This is a genomic window from Alicyclobacillus sp. SP_1 (genome assembly GCF_024706985.1).
In the GTDB taxonomy this organism is placed as follows: domain Bacteria; phylum Bacillota; class Bacilli; order Alicyclobacillales; family Alicyclobacillaceae; genus Alicyclobacillus_I.
The window spans coordinates 12,790-35,774 of sequence record NZ_JAMCCX010000083.1 but is presented as its reverse complement, the minus strand read 5'-3'; the positions used below and the strand labels follow the sequence as shown (position 1 = coordinate 35,774).

Annotated in this window: 21 protein-coding genes; 16 read left to right on the top strand and 5 right to left on the bottom strand. The window is 54.7% G+C overall.

Annotated features, from left to right (window positions below; translation table 11 throughout):
* Window positions 1-15: 15 nt before the first annotated feature.
* Window positions 16-1,440, bottom strand: a complete 1,425-nt coding sequence (gene glnA, locus M4I36_RS15010) for a type I glutamate--ammonia ligase (protein ID WP_258112569.1) — start codon at window positions 1,438-1,440, stop codon at window positions 16-18.
* 278 nt (window positions 1,441-1,718) lie between these two features.
* Between glnA and M4I36_RS15005 the strand changes: the two genes are divergently transcribed.
* Together M4I36_RS15005 and proC are read left to right on the top strand one after the other, a co-directional pair.
* On the top strand, window positions 1,719-2,480 hold the full coding sequence (locus M4I36_RS15005) for an alpha/beta hydrolase family protein (RefSeq protein WP_258112568.1): 762 nt from the start codon (window positions 1,719-1,721) through the stop codon (window positions 2,478-2,480).
* 34 nt (window positions 2,481-2,514) lie between these two features.
* Entirely contained in the window at window positions 2,515-3,393 is an 879-nt protein-coding gene (gene proC / locus M4I36_RS15000) for a pyrroline-5-carboxylate reductase (RefSeq protein ID WP_258112567.1), read from the top strand.
* 74 nt (window positions 3,394-3,467) lie between these two features.
* Here proC and M4I36_RS14995 read toward each other — a convergent pair whose 3' ends face one another.
* Window positions 3,468-3,962 (bottom strand): MogA/MoaB family molybdenum cofactor biosynthesis protein, encoded by a 495-nt coding sequence (locus M4I36_RS14995; RefSeq protein ID WP_258112566.1) that lies wholly within the window; start codon window positions 3,960-3,962, stop codon window positions 3,468-3,470.
* 46 nt (window positions 3,963-4,008) lie between these two features.
* Here M4I36_RS14995 and M4I36_RS14990 point away from each other — a divergent pair, with 46 nt between their 5' ends.
* The 4 genes from M4I36_RS14990 (at window position 4,009) to M4I36_RS14975 (ending at window position 9,544) form a co-directional block, all read left to right on the top strand.
* Window positions 4,009-5,370: a cytochrome P450 gene (locus tag M4I36_RS14990; RefSeq protein ID WP_258112651.1), complete on the top strand. Its 1,362-nt coding sequence runs from the start codon at window positions 4,009-4,011 to the stop codon at window positions 5,368-5,370.
* Between the two features lie 280 nt (window positions 5,371-5,650).
* The gene (locus M4I36_RS14985; RefSeq protein WP_258112565.1) at window positions 5,651-6,466 is read left to right on the top strand and encodes a dienelactone hydrolase family protein; all 816 of its coding nucleotides are present in this window, start codon (window positions 5,651-5,653) and stop codon (window positions 6,464-6,466) included.
* A 118-nt stretch (window positions 6,467-6,584) separates the two neighbouring features.
* A complete protein-coding gene (locus M4I36_RS14980; RefSeq protein ID WP_258112564.1) occupies window positions 6,585-8,309 on the top strand; it encodes a phospho-sugar mutase in 1,725 nt (574 codons plus the stop codon).
* Window positions 8,306-9,544, top strand: a complete 1,239-nt coding sequence (locus tag M4I36_RS14975) for an MFS transporter (protein WP_258112563.1) — start codon at window positions 8,306-8,308, stop codon at window positions 9,542-9,544. Before M4I36_RS14980 ends, M4I36_RS14975 begins: the two co-directional genes overlap by 4 nt.
* Window positions 9,545-9,604: 60 nt before the next feature.
* Here the strand turns inward: M4I36_RS14975 and M4I36_RS14970 are convergent, their stop codons facing one another.
* Window positions 9,605-9,805, bottom strand: coding sequence for a cold-shock protein (locus tag M4I36_RS14970; RefSeq protein ID WP_258112562.1), 201 nt, complete (start codon window positions 9,803-9,805; stop codon window positions 9,605-9,607).
* Between the two features lie 333 nt (window positions 9,806-10,138).
* Here M4I36_RS14970 and M4I36_RS14965 point away from each other — a divergent pair, with 333 nt between their 5' ends.
* Window positions 10,139-11,098 (top strand): WecB/TagA/CpsF family glycosyltransferase, encoded by a 960-nt coding sequence (locus tag M4I36_RS14965; protein WP_258112561.1) that lies wholly within the window; start codon window positions 10,139-10,141, stop codon window positions 11,096-11,098.
* A gap of 18 nt (window positions 11,099-11,116) precedes the next feature.
* Here the strand turns inward: M4I36_RS14965 and M4I36_RS14960 are convergent, their stop codons facing one another.
* Window positions 11,117-11,905 (bottom strand): hypothetical protein, encoded by a 789-nt coding sequence (locus M4I36_RS14960; RefSeq protein WP_258112560.1) that lies wholly within the window; start codon window positions 11,903-11,905, stop codon window positions 11,117-11,119.
* A 198-nt stretch (window positions 11,906-12,103) separates the two neighbouring features.
* Between M4I36_RS14960 and metK the strand changes: the two genes are divergently transcribed.
* The 4 genes from metK to M4I36_RS14940 all read left to right on the top strand — a co-directional run bounded on the left by metK (window position 12,104) and on the right by M4I36_RS14940 (window position 17,065).
* The gene (gene metK / locus M4I36_RS14955; protein ID WP_258112650.1) at window positions 12,104-13,306 is read left to right on the top strand and encodes a methionine adenosyltransferase; all 1,203 of its coding nucleotides are present in this window, start codon (window positions 12,104-12,106) and stop codon (window positions 13,304-13,306) included.
* A gap of 184 nt (window positions 13,307-13,490) precedes the next feature.
* A complete protein-coding gene (locus tag M4I36_RS14950; protein WP_258112559.1) occupies window positions 13,491-13,940 on the top strand; it encodes a hypothetical protein in 450 nt (149 codons plus the stop codon).
* A gap of 751 nt (window positions 13,941-14,691) precedes the next feature.
* Window positions 14,692-15,237, top strand: a complete 546-nt coding sequence (locus M4I36_RS14945) for a DUF5317 domain-containing protein (RefSeq protein ID WP_258112558.1) — start codon at window positions 14,692-14,694, stop codon at window positions 15,235-15,237.
* Window positions 15,238-15,328: 91 nt separating this feature from the next.
* Window positions 15,329-17,065, top strand: a complete 1,737-nt coding sequence (locus tag M4I36_RS14940; RefSeq protein WP_258112557.1) for a diguanylate cyclase — start codon at window positions 15,329-15,331, stop codon at window positions 17,063-17,065.
* A gap of 64 nt (window positions 17,066-17,129) precedes the next feature.
* On the opposite strand, the gene M4I36_RS14935 is transcribed toward M4I36_RS14940, so the two are convergent.
* Window positions 17,130-18,461 (bottom strand): helix-turn-helix domain-containing protein, encoded by a 1,332-nt coding sequence (locus M4I36_RS14935; RefSeq protein WP_258112556.1) that lies wholly within the window; start codon window positions 18,459-18,461, stop codon window positions 17,130-17,132.
* Window positions 18,462-18,613: 152 nt separating this feature from the next.
* On the opposite strand from M4I36_RS14935, the gene M4I36_RS14930 reads away from it, so the two are divergent.
* The 5 genes from M4I36_RS14930 to M4I36_RS14910 all read left to right on the top strand — a co-directional run bounded on the left by M4I36_RS14930 (window position 18,614) and on the right by M4I36_RS14910 (window position 22,960).
* The gene (locus M4I36_RS14930; RefSeq protein ID WP_258112555.1) at window positions 18,614-19,336 is read left to right on the top strand and encodes a response regulator transcription factor; all 723 of its coding nucleotides are present in this window, start codon (window positions 18,614-18,616) and stop codon (window positions 19,334-19,336) included.
* Window positions 19,333-20,652, top strand: a complete 1,320-nt coding sequence (locus M4I36_RS14925) for a sensor histidine kinase (RefSeq protein WP_258112554.1) — start codon at window positions 19,333-19,335, stop codon at window positions 20,650-20,652. Before M4I36_RS14930 ends, M4I36_RS14925 begins: the two co-directional genes overlap by 4 nt.
* A 106-nt stretch (window positions 20,653-20,758) precedes the next feature.
* Window positions 20,759-21,628: a DegV family protein gene (locus M4I36_RS14920; RefSeq protein ID WP_258112553.1), complete on the top strand. Its 870-nt coding sequence runs from the start codon at window positions 20,759-20,761 to the stop codon at window positions 21,626-21,628.
* Window positions 21,619-22,431, top strand: a complete 813-nt coding sequence (locus tag M4I36_RS14915) for a ComF family protein (RefSeq protein WP_258112552.1) — start codon at window positions 21,619-21,621, stop codon at window positions 22,429-22,431. Before M4I36_RS14920 ends, M4I36_RS14915 begins: the two co-directional genes overlap by 10 nt.
* A gap of 43 nt (window positions 22,432-22,474) precedes the next feature.
* Window positions 22,475-22,960 carry a TIGR03826 family flagellar region protein gene (locus M4I36_RS14910; RefSeq protein ID WP_258112551.1) on the top strand — a complete coding sequence of 162 codons (486 nt, stop codon included), beginning with the start codon at window positions 22,475-22,477 and terminating at the stop codon, window positions 22,958-22,960.
* The last annotated feature ends 25 nt before the right edge of the window (window positions 22,961-22,985 follow it).

Genomic DNA, 22,985 nt, shown 5'->3' with positions numbered 1-22,985 from the left:
TCCATGGGGTGACCGTTACAGGTCTAAGTACAGGTGAAATTCATACGGATGCGGCCGTTGACTGAGCGGTTGCAATTCCGTCGAGTGCTTCAGCTGTATCCAGTTTTGGATGAAGTCCTTTGAGAAAACGCCGCCTTCGAGCAGGAACTCATGGTCCGCTTCGAGGGCGCGCAACGACTCTTCAAACGACTTCGGCACACTTTGAATCTGAGCTTTGGTGGCGGCATCGAGATCGTAAATATTCTTGTCAATCGGACCAAACCCTTCGGCGGTCGGGTCGAGGCGCCGGCGAATGCCATCTAAGCCTGCCATCAACATGGCGGCAAAAGCTAAGTATGGATTGGCAGTGCCATCGGGTGTCCGAAATTCAATCCGCGCCGATTTCGGGGTGACGGCGGCTACTGGCACGCGGATTGCCGCGCTGCGGTTGCCTTTTGAATAGACCAGGTTGACTGGTGCTTCAAAACCTGGCACCAGCCGCTTGTAGGAATTCGTGCTCGCATTGGAGAAAGCAAGAAGTGCTGGTGCGTGAATCAATATACCAGCGATGTAGTGACGCGCCAATTCGCTAATGTGGCCGTATGCTCCCTCTTCGTAAAAGAGCGGCGTATCGCCCGCAAACAAGCTTTGATGGACGTGCATACCGCTTCCGTTATCTCCAAAAATCGGCTTTGGCATGAACGTGGCAACCTTGCCGTGGCGGCGAGCCACTTGCCGGACGATGTACTTGTAAAGCAGTAGCGTGTCGGCTGTTTTGGTCAAGGTGTTGAAGCGAAAGTTAATCTCTGCTTGACCGGCTGTTGCCACCTCGTGATGGTGTCGCTCGACGCGAATGCCTGCCGCCATCAACTCTTTGACAATGTCGGTGCGGATGTCTTGCTGAGTGTCGGTCGGGGGGAGCGGAAAGTAGCCGCTCTTGTTCTTCACCTTGTAACCCAAGTTCGGCTCATCTCCGCGTCCCGTGTTCCACATGGCCTCCTCCGAGTTGACCGAGTAGAACGCGCCTTCTGACGAGGATGCAAAGCGAACATCGTCTAATAGAAAAAACTCCAGTTCTGGGCCGAAGAACGCATCGGTTGCCACACCGGAGTCTTTCAAGAATTTCTCGGCTTTCTCTGCAATATACCGGGGATCTCGCTCGTACCTTGCTCCCTCTGGCTCATAAATGGTACAGGTCAGACCCAAGGTGGGCGTGGTGTAAAACGGATCGACATAAACTGTCTCGAGGACTGGCTTCATCACCATGTCACTCTGTTCGATGCCGCGAAAGCCTTGGATACTCGACCCGTCGAAGGCAATCCCACTCTGCAACATCCCTTCATCCACTTCCACGGCGGGCACAGTGACATGATGTTGCCTACCAGGCACGTCGACGATACGGAAATCCACCATTTCGATATGATGCTTTTGCATCAAATCCAAAACTTCGCGTGCGGTCAAACTCTCCAACTCCTCACGTGTTGTGTCGAAAAAAAGTTCTCTTTTAATGATAGAAGTCCTAAACTCGAGATGTCAAGTTTGCTTGTAAGATTATCTCACAATTACGGTGCTAAAAAAGGCGTGACACCGATGTCTGCAACAGGTATGCGGTGGATGGGCGCAAGCCTTGGTGGAGACGGTATAATGGGCTTACGCGAAAGTCTTGGGACGAGTGTTGCGAAGCCCGTTCCGCAAAGTCAGAATTGCCTGGAATGACGGGGCAGAGAGGGTGACGTGACATGCAGCAAGCCATCACATGTACGGTCGATGGAAAAGTGCTGAGAGGGATGGAACATTTCCCGGATGGAGACCGTCTGCCGGTGCCAGCGGTGCTCTTATTTCACGGGTTTACCGCCAACAAGTTGCAGGAACATCGGCTTTTTTTGAAAATCTGCAGAGCCTTGTGTGAACGCGGCGTAGCGGCGATTCGTTTTGACTTCTCAGGGAGCGGAGAGAGTGACGGTGACTTTGAAGAGATGACGGTTTCCGGTGAGCTTTGTGAGGCGCATGCCTTGCTCGACATGGTCTTGGCGGACCGTCGCGTGGATGCGACCCGGGTGTCCGTCTTGGGTCTCAGCATGGGCGGCTTGGTCGGGGGTATTTTGGCGGGGGAGCGACCAGCGGATGTCCATCGCTTGGTTCTCTTAGCGGCTGCCGGGAACATGCGTGAATTGATCGCTCGCGGCGTTGGAGAAGCGCCTGAGCGCCGTGGCGACATTCTCTATGATGCGGGTGGAGATTTGGTCGGATGGCGTTTTTATGACGATTTAATGACAATTGACGGATTTTCGCGGGCAGCACCGTACAGTGGCCCTGTGCTACTCGTCCATGGCACTCACGATGAATCGGTCTCGTATGAGGTTGCGTATCGATATCGAGATGAAGCGTATCGTGGAAAAGCAGAAGTGATGCTGGTGGAAGAAGCGGATCATACCTTCAATCGGCATGATTGGGAGCTTCAGGTTTTGGCGGCTGTCACGGATTTTGTGACTAGGGCATGAGTTTCGCTGAGCACGAAAGGGTGGTGAGTGCAGGGTGGTAGAAGGAGTCGACGGCAGTACCCTTGGCGAAGGAGCGGCGCAGGGACGGCAGCCGAGTCTGTTCGTTCTTGGGGCGGGAGCCATGGCGGAGGCGTTCATTCGCGGCTTGGTTCGGCGCCAAGCCATCGAATCGAGTCAAATTCGCGTCAAAAACCGCAGCCGACGCGATGTGTTAGACCAACTGCAAAGTGAATACGGCATCACTCCTGCGGAGTCGCTCGCGGAAGTGGCCGACGCGGCTGTGGTCGTGCTCGCAGTAAAACCTGCGGATACCGTATTGGCATTGGAACAATTGCGTCCCTACCTCAATGGGCAATTGCTTCTCTCGTTTGCTGCGGGTATCCCTATCGCTTTGCTGGACCAGGCGAGTGGCGGGAAAGCGGCAGTCGTCCGCACCATGCCGAATCTCCCAGTTGCTGTCGAATCGGGCGTGACGGCGGTCGCGTTTCATGCCAAGGTCTCTAGCCATCAGCGGTTGCTCGCCCGCTTTTTACTGGAGCAGGTTGGGGCTGTGGTGGAGATGGACGAAGCCATGATGGACGCCACAACGGCTTTTTCTGGAAGTGGACCGGGGTTTGTCTGCTACTTCCTCGAAGCCATGGAAGAAGCCGCAGAACAGCTCGGATTCGATGAAGCTACCGCGCGCGCCTTACTTCTGCACACAGTCGCGGGAACGGCCAGAGTCCTGCTCGACTGGAAGCTGTCTCCGGAAGTGTTGAGGCGGCGCGTGACCTCCGTGGGCGGGACGACGCACGCCGGTGTTCAGGTGTTTGAGCAGTCCGGTTTGAAGCAGGCGGTCGCCGAAGCCCTGTCCGCTGCGGCCAGTCGGTCTGCCGAGATGGGAAGAATCTATCGCGGTGGCGGATCGGCCTAATGCACGGGCTTACAGTTCGCGGTGGCGGATCGGCCTAATGCACGAGCCAAACATGGCGGTGCCGGGCCCTTACATTAGCTGTGTGCGGTGTGCCCGGAGAGCAACTGGATAGCGTGCGGGAGAACGGGAGCCACCACCGCAAAGCACTCTTCTACGGCGCGCGGACTGCCGGGGAAGTTGATGATAAGCGTGTGGCCACGGACGCCGACGACTTGCCGGGACAGCATGGCAAACGGGGTCTTGGCAAGACTGGCGCTGCGCATGGCTTCGGCCATGCCCGGCACGGTTCGGTCGACCACCGCGAGAGTTGCCTCTGGCGTGACGTCGCGGGCGGCGAGACCAGTTCCACCCGTGGTCAGAATGACGCGCACGGCTGGCGCGCTCGCCAGTTCTTCGAGTGCCGCCGAGATGATGCGTTGTTCGTCGGGGACTACGCTGTGCCGATGCAGGGCGAGGCCGATGTCTGCGGCCAGGCGGATGAGCAGCGGTCCGCCCGTGTCTTCACGCGTGCCATGGTAACAGCCGTCACTGATGGTGAGCACGCCGCATTGTGGTCGACTTTCCGTCACTTCCATCGAGATGTCACCCTTTCTGAAGGAGGAGCTTGTGGTGGGTATGCCCATACAACGGGCGCGGATTTCCGGAGCCAGTTGGTCGCTCTACCTGAAATTTCGGCGCGATCCGCTGGACTTCCTGCTCTCTTCGGCTGCTTCCGGAGACTTGATTCAACTGCCCTCAGTCACTGGAGTCCCGACTTTTATTGTCCATCATCCCGAGGTTGTCCGGGCCGCTTTGGCGACGCACGAATCGTCTGTTGTCAAGGGCAAATCGGGGAGAATTCTCGGTTACACGCTCGGCTCCGGCCTGCTCACCAGCGAAGGACCGCTGCATCTGGCACAGCGCAGATATCTGCAGCCCGCCTTTCACGCGAAAGTCATCGCCGATGGTACGGAGAAGATGGCGCACCTCGCAGTGCGTCACGTCGAGTCGTGGCTCGATGGGCAGCCTCGCAATCTCTCGGAAGCGCTGCTCGACCTCACGCTCGACATCGTTTTCGAGACCCTTTTCGGCGTGTCTGTGGGCGAGCATCGACAGTCGCTGCATGAACTCATTGAAGAAACCATTGTCTACAGTACAAAGCAACTGCTCTCAGCCATTACTCTACCCAGATTTGTCCCAACGCCTTCCGTTCGCCGTCACGTGCGGGCTGTGCACCGTCTTCGCAGCATAGCAGCCACGGTTCTCGTTGAAGCCAAGCGAAAATTGGAGAAAGCGGGTGGGGTGCCAGAGAATGCTCTGCAATTTATGGTGTGCGCACGCGACGAAGACGGGCAACCGCTGTCGGATTCAGAGCTTATCGACCACATTTCGACTTTTATCATTGGCGGGCATGAAACGACTGCGAATCTGCTGTCTTGGGTGGTCTATCTGCTCGACCAGCATCCCGCCGTGCAGCGAGTGGCGCGAGCAGAGGTCGATGCACTGGGGGCCGCCGCAGATGTTGCCACTTGGACTGCCGATGGGCGGCAGACGCCTTTCTTGCGCCAAGTGCTGCGCGAGACATTGCGGCTCTACCCTCCAGCTTGGACCATTTTGCGCGAGACCACGGAACCTCTCGAAGTCGAGGGTATCCTCCTGCCAGCCAAGGCTAGCTTGATTCTCAGTCCCTACTGCTTACATCGCAATCCGAAGTACTTCGACCATCCGGAAGCATTTTTGCCAGAGCGCTTCGCGGGCACAGAAGACCCACCTTGGCCGAAATTTGCATACATTCCGTTTGGCGCTGGTGGACGCACGTGCATCGGCAACACGTACGCACAACTCGAGGCCAGTATCGTGCTTGGCGTCCTCTTGCAAAAAGCAGAATGGGCGGTGCAGAGGCCTGAGGATGTGGTGGCCGATCCGTCCGTGTCTCTGCGGGTCCGAAGGGGTCTCCATGCAGTTCTCTATCCACGTTCGCGAGAGGAACGCGTCTAAGTGATGAGATAAGTGATGAGAGCGGCGCTGAGCTCGAAAGACCGCGTCGCATGAAGTCAATCTACCCTTACATCGAGTGAAATGCCGCCGTGCATGAAGCGGATAGGGCGCGGAATAGACTGTTCCAGAGCACTGAATGCTTCACGATATTTCGAATCCCGGAATTTGTTTCCGGGGCTTTCTTTCGGTATCATAGAAGCTGTAGTTGAATCGATGGAACGTTGTTGTAGGTGCACGCCTAGTGCGGTAAACACAGTCAATAAGAGGAGCGAATTGGAGAATGACCGTCAAAACAGAGTGGGTTCGATACGGGGATAACCATGCGTACTTAGGATATCTCGCAGCGCCGGAGCGCGTCACCGGACCGCAGCCAGCAGTGGTTGTGTTTCAAGAAATTTGGGGTGTGGACGACCACATTCAACATGTGACAAGGCGCTTTGCCGAAGCCGGGTACATAGCTTTGGCTCCAGACCTGTACGCGGAGAACGGCCAACGTCCGGAAGCACTCGCTGCGGACCGCGTGGCAGCTGTGAAAAAGTTTTTGGAGACGGTTCCGCCGAGCGCGTGGAATAATCCAGCCGAGCGCGAGGAGGCCATGAATCGTTTGCCTGAGCCTCAAGGAACCCAGGTCCGCAGCACGTTCGGCACTCTCTTTGGAGGCATGAATCTGCCCAAGTACGTACCGCAGATGCTCGCTTCCACAAAATATTTGCGGGAAGAACAGGAACTGTCGCGTGGTGGCAAAATTGGTTCCGTCGGTTTTTGCATGGGTGGCGCTCTCTCCGCACTGCTGGCAACGGAAGACGCGCATCTGTCTGCAGCAGTCATCTTCTACGGCAATTCGCCGAGTAAAGAGGCGATGGCGAAAATTGCATGCCCTGTCTATGGCTTTTACGGCTCTCTCGACCCGCGCATTTCCGATACGGTTCCGCAGTTTGCGGACGACATGAAGTCTCTTGGGAAGTCGTTTCAATACAAAATCTATGAGGGTGCGCACCACGCTTTCTTCAATGACGACCGCGCATCTTATAACGTTTCGGCTGCCCGGGACGCATTTGCGACAGTGCTCGGCTTTTACCAACAGCATCTGCAATAGCAGGTGAAGCGGATGGAGGAGGATGCTGGAAGCGAGACGCCGTGTCTCGCTTCGGCTCCTGTTTTACTGAGGCTGGCGAAGACGCATCAATATTTTCGAAAGAATGTGGAGGCTGACCATGGACGCGGCGAAGGAGTACCGGCGCTGGCTCGAACACCCGGGCCATTCAGAACAAGATGCTCGTGAGTTGCAGATGCTTGCATCCAGACCAGAGGAAATTGAGGAGCGGTTTGGCCGCGAATTAGAGTTTGGAACCGGGGGTATGCGCGGAATTCTCGGTGCCGGACTCAACCGGATGAATGTCCCCATGGTGCGGCGGGTGTCTCATGCGCTAGCCAAGTACGTGCAGGAGAACGGCGGCCATTTGATTGTCATCGGGTACGATTGCCGACGGATGTCGCGTCGCTTCGCTGAGGAAGCAGCGCTCGCGATGGCTGCAGTCGGTATTCGTGCGAGCGTCTCGCCAGTGCTCTGCCCCACGCCGGAATTGTCGTTTGCCGTGCGCTACTTGAAAGCGGGGGCTGGTGTGATGATTACGGCCAGTCACAATCCGCCCGAATACAATGGTTACAAAGTATACGGCGCGGATGGCGGGCAAATGTTGCCGGAGGCCGTTCGAGCAGTATCGCGCTACTTGCCTGCACTCGAAGATATCTTCTCCATACCGACGCTCGGTGCAAAAGACGCGGAAGATTCCAACATGGTCGTCGCGACGGCTCACGAGGTGCGAACCGCCTACCTCGAGGCGGTGTTACGAGAAGTGCAAGTGGAACTCGTTCAACCAGCGGATCGGCAGCAGTTGGAAGTCCTTTACACGCCGCTCCATGGGACTGGTGCAGTGCCTGTCCGCGAGGTCCTGCAACTGGCTGGATACACGAGGGCGTCTCTGTTCGGGCCGCAAGCCGAGGCGGATGCGGACTTTTCAACGGTAGAAAGCCCTAATCCAGAGGAAGCAGAAGCGTTGTCGATGGCGATGGAAGCGGCAGCGACGGCGGGGGTGGACGTGGTACTTGGCACAGACCCGGACGCTGATCGCGTTGGCATTGCCGTGCTGGAGGCACCGATGCAGTATCGCCTGCTCAGTGGCAATCAAGTAGGGGCACTTTTGGTCGACTTTGTGCTCCGGGCGCGCCAGTCGGCTGGCACACTTCCGAACGATGGGGTGGTTTTTAAAACCATCGTCACATCCGATTTGGGCGCTCGCATTGCCAAGCGGCATGGTGTACGCGTGGAAGACACGCTGACTGGCTTTAAATATATTGGTGCGCGCATCCGGGAATGTGAGGAGTCTGGAACGGGTACGTTTCTCTTTGGTTACGAAGAGAGCTATGGGTATCTCCTGTCAGACATCGTTCGTGACAAGGATGCAGTTCAGTCCGTGCTGGCCATCTGTGAAATGGCTGCCTGTTACAAAGCAGAAGGTAAATCCTTGTTGACAGCGCTCGATGCGCTGCAGAGAGAGTATGGCTACTCTGTGGAACGTATGCTCAATGTCACGTTGCCAGGAGAAGACGGCATCCGCCGGATGCAGCGTTGCATGGCATCGCTCCGCACGGAAGCGGTCGAGGTGCCGGGCATCTCTTTGGCGCGGTTCGAAGACTACCTGTCTCAGGAAGCCAAGAACTATGGCGATGGTGGCTCGGAAGTGGGCAGCGAGCCATTGACCTTGCCTAAAGCGGATGTTTTGAAGTGGATTTACGAGGATGAGTCGTGGATAGCGATTCGCCCGTCGGGAACGGAACCAAAATTGAAAGTGTATGTGAGTGCGCGCGCGACCAGCGAGCCGCAGGCAGATTCGAAAGCGGAGCGGATGCGTCGAGCTATTGAGACGCGAATTCAATGAACCGTCGGTCTTCTTCGCCCGCTGCCGGGGAAGGGCTAAGTTGGCAGCGAACACTCATCATTCTTTGGATTGCGAATTTTGGAGTCATGGCCGGGATGAATCTTGTCATCCCGTTTTTGCCGATATATATAGGAGATTTAGGCATTCACAACCTAGCCCAACTGGAACGGTGGTCCAGTTGGATTTTTGCTGCTCAGTTTCTGACCTCGTTTGCGTTTCAGCCAATTTGGGGTGCCGTTGCGGATCGGCGGGGCCGCAAAATCATGCTGTTGCGTGCTGGTTTTGGGATGGGTGCGATGACCGCCTTGATGGGACTCGTGGGAGCACCGTGGGAATTGCTGATTTTGCGATTTGTCAACGGGATTTTTTCAGGTTTTATCTCGATGGCTATTTCTCTGCAAGCCTCGGTCACACCGGAAGACCAAGCTGGACGAGCTCTCGGCATTCTTCAAACGGGGGGCATTGCAGGGGGGCTCATCGGGCCTCTACTGGGTGGGGTCTTGTCAGAAGCATTCGGCATTCGCCTGGTCTTTTTGTTCACGGGTGGCATGCTCTTTGTAACGAGTATTGTAGTTCTCTTCTTCGTCAAGGAGCCCAAGCACCCGAAAGTCTTGATTCAGCGGCCCAAATTGAGCGTCTGGACGCTCCGGCCATTGCTGCCCGTGTTCCTGGCTTCGTTTGTGACACAATTGGGCGTGATGAGCATCGAGCCGATTGTCACCGTGTTCACAAAGACCATCTACCACGGCGGCCATCTGCAGGTCGTGGCGGGTCTCGTGGTGGCGCTGTCAGGTTTCGCAAACTTAATTGGTTCGCCCCTGCTTGGGCGTTACAGTGACAAAGTGGGCCAAAAGCGTATTCTCATTGTGGCGCTCTGCGGTGCAGCCTTGATGTATGTCCCACAAGCGCTTGCACATACCATCGGGCTCCTGCTTATTGGCCGTTTTCTGCTCGGGCTCTTTATTGGCGGCATGTTGCCGAGCCTGAACGTCCTCGTGCGCAAGATGGCTCCTCAAGAAATGCAGGCCATGGCCTTCGGACTCAATTCGAGCGCCACATTTTTGGGCAATCTCGTCGGTCCGCTACTGGGTGGCATGGTGGCGGCGTCTTATGGGATTCGATCCGTTTTTTATGTCACCATGTCGGTCTTGGTCTTGAATGCCATCGTGCTAGTTTTTAACCGCACGATGAACCATCCCGAGCCCATCCGTGTGTCTACAGTTTCAGCGGAATAGAATAAAGACGCCCCGCATGCGGAGCGTCTTCGATTCAACTCACCTGGAATTTTCTACAGCTTACAGCTTGGTGACGTTGGCGGCCTGAGGACCGCGCTGTCCTTCGACGATTTCAAACTCGACACTCTGGCCTTCTTCCAAAGTGCGGAAGCCGTCTCCGAGAATCGCGGTGTAATGTACAAAAACATCATTTCCGCCTTCAACTTGGATGAAGCCATATCCTTTTTCTGAGTTGAACCACTTGACCGTCCCTTGTTGCACCTTGTTGCCTCCTACCAAGTACGCACGTACTCGAACATATTTTGCTGACAAGTCTACAGTATCATGTTATGGACTGGGAGTCAATGGACTGACAATACAGGGAATGTCTCGCTGATTTCTGCATCCCGCACGTTTCAATTCAAAGCATCGAGGGAGACACTGTGAAAAGAGAGATTTTTCGTCAGGGAAAGGAAGAGCAGGCGTGTTACACCGTCTCCAGCAGGTATTTTATCTTGGCGTTGCTCTGCTGTGTCTCGCCATGACCGCGGTCTCGCTGGTCAGCATTCTGGTACAGCTTCATCCGCATCTTGTATCCTCGAGCGACTTCTCCGTTTGGCGAGATCATCTGGTCCGTCTGGTTCGATGGTTGTAACCTTGTTCGGAGAGTGTTTCGCAGATGGACACCCAACCGACGGTATGGAGAGGGCGTGTTCCACCCGTTTTGCACCGATGGCGGATGGAGGGTTTCTTCGCGTTCGCGGCGAATGTAATCTCCAAGGAAAGCGTTGGGAAGGGGAATTCGTTTTGTCGACGGAATCACTGGCCGAGCATGTGGTGGAAGTACTCGGAGTACGCTTCCACCGGACAACATCGGCTGAAGCGATTGAGTTGATGTTGCACTGGATTGCAGAAAAAAGCCGCCGCATGGTCATCACGGCCGGTCCGGAATTTGTCATGAAGAGTCAAGAGGTTCCTGAAGTGCTCAAAATCAGCCGTGCGGCAGACCTCGTTACTGCAGACGGAATTGGCGTCGTGTGGGCGGCGGCGCGCATGGGTCGTCCCGTTCCGGAACGGGTGACGGGCGTAGAATTGGTTCTCGAGTTATTAAAGGAAGCAATTCGCCGCAATCAAACGTTGCGCGTGTATTTGCTAGGCTCCTCACTGCCGTCGCTGGAAGCTTGTTTAGCGGTGCTGCGGCGAGATTTCCCCATGCATCAGTTCGCGGGCCGGGATGGTTATTTCCCAACCACTGAGATGCCGCACGTCATGGAAGCCATTGCGGATTTTGCGCCGGATGTTTGGTTGGTAGGCATGGGACAACCGCGCCAAGAGCAGGTGATTTATCAGTGGCTATCGCAACTTCCACCCTGCGTCGCGCTTGGCGTTGGCGGGAGTTTCGACGTCTGGGGAGGTACGGTGCCCCGGGCGCCACAAATCTTCCGCAAGCTCAATGTGGAATGGCTGTATCGCTTGCTTCGTGAACCGAGTCGCATTCGCCGCCAGACTGCGCTGCCTCGTTTCGCATGGCGCGTGGTGCGTCAAAATCAATCCTATGCTCCGCATAAACGCTGATTCGAGTTCTCCCGTTGTCTACCACTTGGCCATGTGCCGACGAGTGGCAGGACCGCTCGTCGTTGACTGGGTGAGCATACAGATGGCCTGGGCCACAGCAATACTGCGATAGGACTCGGAGACTTGACCGTTCGAGTAGAGCGCATCTCGGGTGGTATGCAGTGCTTCGCGCTCCTCGGGTCGCAAGTTTTCAGATTCCTCTATGGACATCCGAATGTACCGTTCAGCTTCTTGGCAACTCGTCACGCACACATCTGGATGAGCTGTCTGCCCGGTCGGATGGTAGGCCAACGCAGTGACCATCCGCTGTTCAGCACTAGCCACGGTTTCCGCCAGCAAGATGGGGGACGAGGTGTCGCTCTGCCATCGGTGTTTGTCTTTTGGCCCCCTGAGCAATGTGGGTTGTGAGGGTGTGATATCCTCGACCAGCAACCGCGTAATCCCGCGGTCGTTGATGGACTCCAAAATCTCTTCCGGGTCATCTTCGACCACGACCTCCTTGTTCGGCGGCCATATGTCCATCCAATAATGGTCCATCTGTTTCTGTCCGACATGAAAAATAAAGTAGTCCGGATAGATACGTAGCTTGCCTGGTTCGTTGCCGAGCAGCGGGCGATAAAAGTCATAGAACCGCGTGATGGCCGCCAACAGCAGCGCGCTGGCCCCCACACTTCCGCCAGGGCTGCGAGTGACTATCCCAATTCGGTCGCGCTCGTTAAATTCCGGGAATAGCTCATCGAATGTCGCTGTTTTCCCATTCTTCCGATAACTAAAGTCAGAAGTGCCGAGTATTGCTGTCGTATGCATCGTAAAAGCCTCCTCATACGGCAACGATAGCAACATTTTATGGTATGTACAATCATGATTTTTAGGCAGCATCTTGGTCAGCGCATCGAGCCGACCCAATCTCGAACACCTCTTTACGGTTTGACGCTTTCGCCGAAATAGACTACGATTACTCTGTTTTGCAACGGTCTTTATAAGGGAGGGCGATAGACCATGGCCATGACCAATCGTCGGCTATTTACCTCTGAATCGGTCACAGAGGGACATCCAGATAAAATTTGCGACCAAATTTCAGATTCCGTATTGGATGAGATATTGGCGCATGACAAGTTTGCTCGAGTTGCCTGTGAAACTTCCGTTACGACTGGGCTTGTCTTGGTCGCCGGAGAAATTACCACCTCCTGCTACGTGGACATTCCTAAGACGGTCCGCCGGACATTGGCGGAGATTGGCTATACGCGGGCGAAATTTGGTTTTGATGCGGAAACTTGTGCGGTCATCACATCCATTGACGAACAGTCCCCGGATATCGCTCAAGGCGTCAACGTCGCACTGGAGTCACGCCATCTGACCGATGAGCAGGTGGAGGAAATTGGCGCCGGAGATCAAGGCTTGATGTTCGGTTTTGCCTGTGATGAGACGGAAGAACTGATGCCTCTGCCCATCTCGCTGGCCCACAAGCTGTCGAGACGCCTTAGCGAAGTTCGCAAAGAGGGTACCTTGCCGTATTTGCGCCCCGATGGAAAGACGCAGGTGACGGTTGAGTATGACGGTGACAAGCCAGTGCGCGTGGACACCATTGTCATCTCCACCCAGCACGACGAAAACACGTCTCTGGAGACCATCGACCGCGACATGCGCGAACACGTCATTCAAAAAGTCGTGCCTTCGGAATATCTTGACGCAGACACGAAGTACTTTATCAATCCGACTGGGCGCTTTGTCATCGGCGGGCCGCAAGGCGACGCGGGGCTGACGGGTCGCAAAATTATTGTAGACACGTACGGCGGCTACGCACGACACGGCGGTGGAGCTTTCAGCGGCAAAGACCCCACCAAAGTGGACCGCAGCGCTGCTTATGCCGCACGGTATGTGGCCAAAAATCTCGTTGCCTCCGGATTAGCGCGAAAGTGCGAAGTTCAGGTGGCCTACGCCATTGGCGTAGCAAAGCCAGTATCCATTTCGGTCGATACCTTCGGTACCGGAAAAATCAGTGAAGACAAATTGGTCGAACTGGTGCGTCGCCATTTTGACTTGCGGCCAGCAGCTATTATTCGAGACCTCGATTTGCGTCGGCCGATTTACCGCCAGACTGCGGCTTATGGGCACTTTGGTCGGGTCGATCTCGATCTTCCCTGGGAACGTACCGACAAAGCGGCTGCTCTTCTGGAAGACGCGGGTTTGTCGGCGCCGACCGTGTGAAGTTAGGCTCGGCGACTTGTCTGACGGTCGAAAGAGAAAAATCGTCGCTCGACGGACAGAACCAGCGACCGCGCTACGTATGATATAGCATTACCCTTACCCCATACTCTTGGCACCGATTGCTTCACCATCGGTGCCGCTTTTTTTTGCCCTCGCATATGTTGGAAGTAAGGGGGTGAGGGGGATGTGGTGGATTCTCCTCTATTGGATACTCGCGATGTACGGTGCTGGTACACTCGTTGTGCAATCTGTGCGCGCTTATCAGAGACGTCGACATGTGGCGGCTTACGGCAATCCAGAACCAGTCGTCTACCTTTTGTTGGTGGAGAATGCCTGTGAGACGATTGAAGGGTCTATTCGCTGGATACTCGGCAGCAACCTCTTGCATCGGAGAGAGTGTCGGATTGTCGTCGTCGATACCGGATCGACCGACGGAACGGAAGACATTGTACGTCTCCTTCAAGTCAAGAACGAGGGCCTCGACTATTGCCGCGTGCCGAGTGAAGACGAAGTACTCGAAGTCATCCGCAACGTCTGCTTCGCGGAGCCCGCCATCGGATGCATCTACGACTTGCGATTGCCCGGTACTCCTCAAGCCATCACCTCGGCATTTTTGGACTCTCCATCGAGATGATAGTATGACGGACCAGAATCCACGCGCTCGCGGATGCGGAAGCGGTGAAGTCGCCACACGGGCCACCGATTGGCGCGGCTCTCGCTGAGGCAATCGGGAGCGCGCTTCCCTTGATCCGACCCGCTGGTGCAGCAGGAACCCGACCCGATGGAAGATGTGGGGCCGCTTTTCCGCGCGACTATCCCCAATCTCCGACCAAGACGTAGCGATCATCGATGCACAACAGAATCATTCGATTCGCACAGGGGCGCCGTGAAGAGCGTCTTTTTTTGTTGCGGCACGTGACGCACGAACGGACGGAGATCTCATATTTCATGCCCTGAGCATGTCGCCTCAGCGAGAAATCTATCAAATTTCGAGAAATTTTGTCCTTTTTTTCGTCCGCATAGTAGAAAATCTTGTCGTTTTCACTATATAATGCTCTCATCGGGGTGTAACTCCTATAGTAACCATCGCATTTACGGCACTCGGCATTTTGCGAGGCTAGCAAAAGTCGGGCAACTCTTCTGTCGCACCAGTAGCTCAAGCACTTCAGATTGGTCCTGATTTTGGACCTATCTGAGGAGGAACCCACGATGTCACCACGCGTTAAAGCAGTAGCAGTTTTAGGCGCACTTGTTCTTTTCACGATTGCAGCACAGGCTGGTGTCGGAGTTAAGTTTTAATCTATGTACCCGGACCGGTGCTGCCGGTCCAATCTTTTCGTATTTAAGATTGTGTCATACACTAAACAGGCTAGGAGAGTGCTTTGGTGGCATTCGAAGGGCTATCCGTCATTTGCGGGCTCGTCATAGGGTTCTTTAGGAGAGGTTCATTTGCCTCTCTTTCTACTATCCGCTTAAGAATGCTTTGGATGGTTATCCTGTCGTATGTTCTTCAGTTTGTATCCATTCACGTTGGAAATCACGCATTTTATGGAGTGCTAATGATTTTGAGCTATACCACACTGATCCTCTTTTGTGTCCTGAACATCAAGCAACCGGGGGTATGGATGGCGTGCGTTGGGACAGCTCTGAATTTTTTGGAGATGTCCGCGAATGGATTAAGGATGCCAGCGTATCTTCCTGCAGTGCGCAGTGTCAATAGAACTCTTGCCGCGGAGCTTCTCAGAGGAAATTACGGAAAAAGCGTTGTCATGACGAAGTCCACATTCCTTCCGTTCCTTGGCGACATTATACCCATTCACATTTATCCTCAGAGTGTTGTGAGTATTGGGGACTGTCTTTTTAGCATCGGAATCATTGTGTTTATCGTATATTCGATGACTGGGATGGTTGGTGTGGCAGACAATGACTAAGACTCAAAACTTGAGAGTATATTGTTATTCGGCACTCAAGGTTGCTAGCGTAATCACGCTTATAGCGTTCATTACTGTAAGGTTTGCTAGGATGGACATGGACAGCTACGTGGTCACGTACGCCTTGATAGGCTTATTGGCTTTGACCTCCGCATTCGAGATAGACATAAGTCAAAAAGCCTACTTTTCTTGGGAAACAGCGTTTTATATTGGTTTCATTCTGAGCTATCCTACGGTAACGGTTGCGCTTGGGGGTATAGTTGCAGGATTTATATTGTCCTTCCGAAAAGGGAAAAGATGGTTGTCTTTTTTATACAGCTACACTATAATCTGCCTCTCGAGCATTATTGCCTACGAGTTGTCCCTACTGACGTTCAACCGTAGCGGCCAAATCTTTCATATAAGCCTACTTTCTCTTGTTTTTTTCGCCGTCGTCTATTTCACGGCGAATATGTTCTTTGTATTTCTCAGCTATTATGTAAGGTTTGGTGTAGACGGTCTGGTCGACGGAGCAAAATCGATCTTCACTGGTGCGTTGCTCGGTGTCTACGGCGTAGGCATTCTGACCGGGTATCTGCTCGCGCTTGTCATTCACAGTTCCGGCCTTCGCGGTACCATCCTCTTCACCGCACTCATACTCATCGTATCGCGAGTCTATCGCGAGTACTTCAAAATGGCACAGCACTTCAAGGATTTGGCGATTACCGATGAGTTGACGCGGCTTCACAACCATCGCTACATCCACACATGGATGGATGACCGCATTGCGGCTGAGGAGCCGTTCAGTGTGCTCCTTATGGACATTGACAATTTTAAGCGATACAACGAGCTTTTCGGACATCTTCATGGAGACAAAGCGTTGACGTTCCTTGGCAAGTTGATGCGGAGCACCGCGCGCGAAGGGGAACAGGTATCGAGGTATAGTGGTGAAGAATTTGTTATTACCATTCCCGATGTGAGTGTAGAGGTTGCCGAAGAGCGGGCCAATGCGTTTCGCAAAGCCATCGAAGAAGCCGAGTTTCCGGGCCCGGACCAGTCCAAAAAGACGCACATCACAGCCTCTATCGGAGTTGCCCGGTATCCGGAAATGGCAGATAAAAAGCAGAACTTGATGGTCGCCGCAGACGACGCACTTTATCGTATCAAGGTTGCCGCGCGCAACCGCGTGGCGGTGTACAGCACGGTGGTGGAAGATATCCGACGCGAACTGGACGGATTGGACGTGTCGGAAGACATTATCAACACTCTCGAATTGTATATGCAGATGATGAATACGAGGGACAGGTATACGTACCGGCATACCGAGCGAAACGTGCGTTATGCTGGTAAGCTGGCGGAGCGTCTTGGTCTCAGTCTGGATGTACAACGCCACATTCGTATCGGAGCATTCCTCCATGATGTCGGTAAATTGCAGACACCCATTGATGTGTTGGTCAAGCGGGATCCACTGTCGAAAGAAGAGTGGGACATCATGCGCAACCACGTGGAGCAAGGGTACTACATGGTTCACGAGATTAAGTCTCTGCGCCCGTGCCTTGACCTCATTCGCCATCACCACGAACGCTTTGACGGATTTGGCTACCCACATGGGTTAAAAGGGGAGAAGATACCGTTCGAAGCGCGCATTATGACGATTGTCGACTCGTTCGATGCCATGACCACGAGTCGTCCGTATCAACGCCGCCGCACCATGCTCGAAGCCTTTGATGAGTTCGATGCTTGTGCTGGAACTCAGTTCGATCCGGCCTTGATTGAGCCATTCAAAGAGGTCGTTCGTGAGGTGGGCATTCTTCCCTCTGAATTCGAAGAAGACACGGCCATTTTTTAACAAACGGCCATGTCTTTGATTCCCCACACCACAACTCTTATGCAACTCTGCTATCCCTCTGGAGTTACCCTCGTGTATCAACCCACCGAATGGGCAAGTCCTGCGCGTACCTCTGTGCCAGTTTTTCCCCGTATTCTTGCACCTTTGCGGTGTCTCCAAGGTCGCGATAGAGGAGCACAATGTTCGCCAGCCACTTCGAGGTGCGCTTGTTTTCCTCGGTACTCTCCGACATCTGAAGAAGTTCTGTCAAAATATCGGCAGACTGTTGTAGTTGTCCAGTGACTCGGCACAAGTCGGCTTCCAGCTCGCGAAGTGTGCAGTAGGACTCAAAACAGTCGGCCTTCAGGTCGGGCACTTCCAGCTCGTATTCGTGCAGGATGTCTCGCGCCCGACTCAGGCGGTTACGAGCGGCATTGTAGTCTTGTGCGTCCATCTCTTTCTCTGCGCGCCGATACTCTGCTTCGAGGAAGACCAGGCTGCTGACGGTAGTCGATGCGGCAGCAATCTCGACCCACGGGTCACTCGCTGTTTGCGGCAGCGTTTCATTGGCAGTGGCACGTGCTACGAGTGCCTGTTCCATGTGGCTGATGCATTCAATCAAGGACAGTCCACGGTCTGCAAACGACCGCGCTTTTCCAGAGTCATAATCGAGAAAAGAGATGGCTGACGCGATGAGGGCATCCGCCAAGTTCTGATATGTCTGAACTCCACCCGCGAGTGCCACTGCAGACTCAAGGTAGTGGGCTGCGTCTTCCGTCTGGAAGCGGCTTACCTTGGCGGCTTCGTGAAGTTGCAAGTAGATACTGAGCGACTCTCGGTCAAAATCGAGTGGAGACATCACTTTGTCTTCCACCAGTTGTGTGCCGTACTTGAGCGCTTTCTTCCATTCGTGAATAGCGCCGTCGATGTTGCCTAAGGCGAATTCGGTCGTGCCACATTCTTTGCAAACCTCGTACAGCAGTTGCCGGTCTTGTGTTCGGAACGCTTCTTCGCGCAGTTTTTCGAACGTCTCCAAGCTGCTCCATACTTCACCAAGTGCTCTCCTGGCCCGCGCGCCCGTCAGCAAATACGATTTGTAACTCGGCCCGTAGACATCGGGGATGTCCATTTTGTCTAATTCGTTCAATGCTTGTTGTGGTCGTCCACTGATGAGGTGGTAAGCCGCGATGGTGATGGAGGCAGCCATGACGTGCTGTCCGTCCACTTCATCCATAAAGTAATCTATCGGCATGCCCAGACGGTTTGCAATGCTGGTAAGTAAGTTGTAGGAAGGTCGAGCGCGGTCCGCCTCGATTTGACTAATCATGCTGGGAGTTACGACTCCGCCAGCTAACTCGCTTTGCGTCAAGCCGCGCTGTTGCCGAATTTCGCGAATTTTTTCTCCTATAGTGGCCATTTATTCACCAACTTCACAAAATGTGGGGTTCAAAGCATGGTCATGGAACAGCTTTCATAAGTTCGTCTTTTCTTCGAAACTATACCATATTGGCAGGCCCTTGCGTGACCAGTTACAATAGACTTAAGTAAAAATTTTAGAGGGGCGATTTGGTGCCAACCGTTTTGGTGGTAGACGATGAAGAGTCTATTCGCACCCTAGTCGCGTACAATTTTGAACGCGCCGGGTATGACGTGGAAACTGTGGAGGATGGACGGCAAGCCTACGAAGTCATCAAACAGCATCATGCACGCATGGCCCTGATTGTTCTCGATTTGATGCTGCCAGGAATGGATGGCATGGAAATATGTCGGCGGTTGCGCCAAGATAAAATTGATGTACCTATCATTCTCTTGACCGCCCGCGATGAAGAAGTGGACCTCGTTCTCGGCTTGGAGATGGGGGCCGACGATTACGTCAAAAAGCCGTTTTCTCCGCGCGAATTGGTAGCACGCGCACGGGCTGTCTTACGGCGTTTTGACGCCGATGGCGAGGATGAGGAAGACGAGGAGTCGCCGAAAGTCCTGAAAGCAGGATTTGTCACTTTGGACCTGTCGAAGCATGAACTTTTGTTTGATGGCGAGTTGATTGACATCACCCCGAAAGAGTTTGAACTTCTCCAATACTTCATGGAAAACAAGGAACACGTCTTGTCTCGAGACCAACTGCTGGACCGCGTGTGGGGCTACAGTTCCGCCACCGATACGCGGATTGTCGATGTGCACGTCTCCCATTTGCGAGACAAAATCGAAGATGACCCGAAAAATCCAGTGTATATTCGAACCGTGCGCGGCATCGGATACAAATTTACAGATCCGTCCGGGCGCAACGCATGATTGTCGCCTTTGGGATTGGTTTGGCTGTCGGCGTAGTTGGGATGGGTGTTTGGCTGTGGGTACGCGCATACCGGATGCGGCAGTTCCTCGCCTACCTGCGCGACTCGCTGGATGCTCTGGCGTCTGGGACTTACCGGATGCGCATGTACGAGCACGAAGGAAAAGGGTTCCTGCAGCCCATTGCAGACAGCTTTAATCGAATGGCCGACCATGTGGATGGCGAGATCGACATCTTGTCTGGTGAGCGAGATGTCCTGCAGCATATTTTGCATAATATGAATACGGGCATCATCTACATTAATCGCAGCGGGCACGTGGAGATGGTGAACGAGTCTGCGCAACTGATGTTTCGCAAACCGTTGGAACAATGGACCCATCGCCAGCACTGGACGCTGTTTCGGAATTACAATCTCGGTGCAGCCATCGACAATGCGCTGCTGTTTGGCGCGCCGTGGCAAAGTGAACTGCACATTCGCGAAAATCAGACGGCTATGGTGCGATTGGTGCCGATTTTGTCGAAGACGAAGTCGAGCGGCGCCGCTGAGACAGCGTATGATGTGCTGATGCTCTGTAATGATGTCTCCGAATTCCGCCGCTTGGAGCGCATGCGCAGTGAGTTTGTTGCGAATGTGTCGCACGAATTGAAAACGCCGATTGCCGCGATTCGCGGCTTTGCGGAGACGCTCTTGGATGACGACATCCCGCGCCAGACGCGGCAGAAATTCCTCCGGACCATCTATGACGAGTCGAACCGAATGAGTGCGCTCGTCTCCGACCTGTTGGAATTGTCGCGGCTCGAAGCAGAGGAGCACCGCGTTCAACTCGTGGCGGTGGACTTGCCTGGTATCGTCCATCGAGCCTTGGATAGGCTCCAGTCCGTCGCCGAGGAGCGGCAGATTGTCATGCGCGTTGAGAGTTTACCAGATGTCGCGGTGTGGGCGGATGACGACATGTTGTTGCAGGTGTTTTTGAATTTGATGAGCAACGCCATTCACTATTCCCAGCAGGGCGGAGTGGTGAGTGTTCGCTGTGAAATATTGGTCGATCGCGTTAAGGTCCACGTTGTCGACACGGGTATTGGCATTGGCGAAGAGCATTTGGGGCGGGTGTTTGAGCGGTTTTATCGCGTCAATCGGGACCGCAGTCGGGCATCGGGCGGCACGGGTCTGGGGTTGTCGATTGTCAAGCACATCGTGACGGCGCTAGGAGGCGAAGTCGGGGTGAAGAGCGAAATAGGGAAAGGCAGCGACTTTTGGTTTACACTTTCCCGGCTGGACAGCCAACTGCCGGATGAGTCGGAATTCTCCATCGTGTAAAGGAGCCCCGGGTGCGTGAAGAGTGGCGCGGCGGGTGGCGGGTCGAGCAAAGGCAAGGGCGGCCATCCTCTGGTGCCGCAAGCTTAGCGAAAGTTGAGGGACGTCGATGCGAACAATCGCGCTGGTCACGGACAGTACGGCTTATTTGCGAGATGAGGACCGGGACCGCTATGAGATTACGGTGGTTCCACTTCAAGTGTTGATGAACGGGGAGTCGTTTCGGGAAGGCGTGGATTTGACGCACCGCGAGTTTTATGAGCGGATGCGCAATGAGAAGACCCTGCCCACCACTTCTCAGCCGTCTCCAGGTGCGTTTGCGGAGGTCTTTGAGAGGCTGTTGCAGACGCACGACGAGGTTCTTTGCCTCACGCTGTCGGATGGCCTCAGCGGTACGTTTGCCTCTGCCAATCAAGGGGCGCAGATGGTGGCTACGGAGCGGGTGTGTGTGGTCGATTCGAGGATTGCCAGCTACGGTATCGCCGGGCCACTGTTAGATGCGGCGTGGTTGCATCGCGAACAGGGGGCCACGCGAGAGCAGATTCTCGCGCACTGGGGCACCGCGTTGGCCACCATGAAGTCGCGATTCTTGCTCAGTTCACTGGAAGCACTGCATCGGGGTGGGAGAATTGGCGGAGCCTCAGCGGTGTTTGGGGCGCTTCTCCAAATTAAGCCCATTTTGACTGTGCGCGATGGAAAAATCGATCTCTACGAAAAAGTCCGCACCCACCGTAAGGGACTGGAGCGGATTCTCGAGGAATTCAAAGCGGATGCAGCGCAGGGCGCGCCCCTTCAACTAGGGGTCGTGCACGCGAATCGCCCAGAAGATGCGCTCTCGATGGCCGAACAACTCCGCTCGGAGGTGGAAAACGCGAGTATCGAAGTGGCAGAGTTGGGGCCGGTCATTGGGGCGCATGTGGGAGAAGGGTTGCTCGCTTTGGTCTACTACGAGAGGACGGTGAATCGGCCATGCGAATGACTCCGCCTGGCTGGCACCCGGCGTTTGCGCGGAAACATTGCAAAGAGCGTTTTCTCGACCACCTCTTCTTTCTCGAAACGGACCATTGTCGCTTGTGCGGGCGGAGCGCACCACGGCGGTCGGCCGTTGGTAGCCCTCATCGCTTTGGGATGCACCTGCTTCTGCGGGTGTGTCCCTTTTGTTTACAGGACATAACAAAAATTTCGCTCGATCCCGCTCTTCGCCACCTACCTCTGCCTCCGCTGGTTGCCGCTGGAAGAGGGTCCAGGAGGGGCTTTCACGTCAAGCCGTTAGGCGTGCTCGGCGCCATGCCCTACCAGGGGCCGCTCGTTGCGATGATTCGGGCATGGAAGTATGACGGCGCCATCGAGTTGACGGATTGGTTTGGCATGGCGCTTGTCACGGTGGCGCTCGGAGCTTCAGGTGGGGCCCTGGCGCCGGATTGGATTGTGCCAGTACCTACGTCTCCAGACCGTCTTTCGAAGCGCGGCTATGACCAGGCGTACCTTTTAGCTGCAGTGCTCGCGCGAGAAATTTCCGCTCCGGTTCTGCCGGCGCTCATCAAAGAGAATCGGCATGGGGGATTTACCGAATCTCAGACGAGCAAGTCGCAGAGTGAGCGAATGCAGGCCCTCGAAGGCCAGATTGAGCTGGCGCGAGCGGGAGCGGAGGTTGCGGGTAAGCGCGTGTTGTTGGTGGATGACGTGGTCACGACCGGATCGACCATGGCAGCATGTGCCAGTGCACTCTACCAGGCGGGGGCAGCCGATGTGATGGGCGCGGCCGTCGCCTACGTGCCGTAAGTCGCTCGCCTGATAAGCTGATTTCGGAACGATGTGTCTATGGGTGGCTGGTAAGAAATTTGTCGATTCGGCAGTCTTTCCTCTAGTGGCGAGAATTGGTCGCGAGTATACTAGCTATGGGGGTGGGATGGACGTGCCGATAGCGAATTGCAAGCGTTGTGGGCGCATTTTTAACAAAGTTCGCCGAGACCTCTGCCCGGCCTGTGTGGAGGAAGAAGAAGCGGCTTTTTTGCGTGTGCGCGACTACTTGCGCCAAAACAAGAATGCCACCATCGGCGATGTGGTCGAGAACACGGGCGTTCCGTCGGAGAAAATCGTCCAGATGATTCAGGATGGTCGCTTACTCCTGCGTGACAATCCAAATCTCGTCTATCCGTGCGAGCGCTGTGGACAGATGACGCAAACGGGTCGACTGTGTGCCAAGTGTACACAGGAGATGGCGAAAGAACTCGGAGAGTCTACAAAGAACATGCGCCGTCACGCGGAGGAGAAAAAGGACGCAGAGAAGAAAGGTTTCTACTCGCGCTGACGTGAGCCCGCTTGGGGTCACTCAT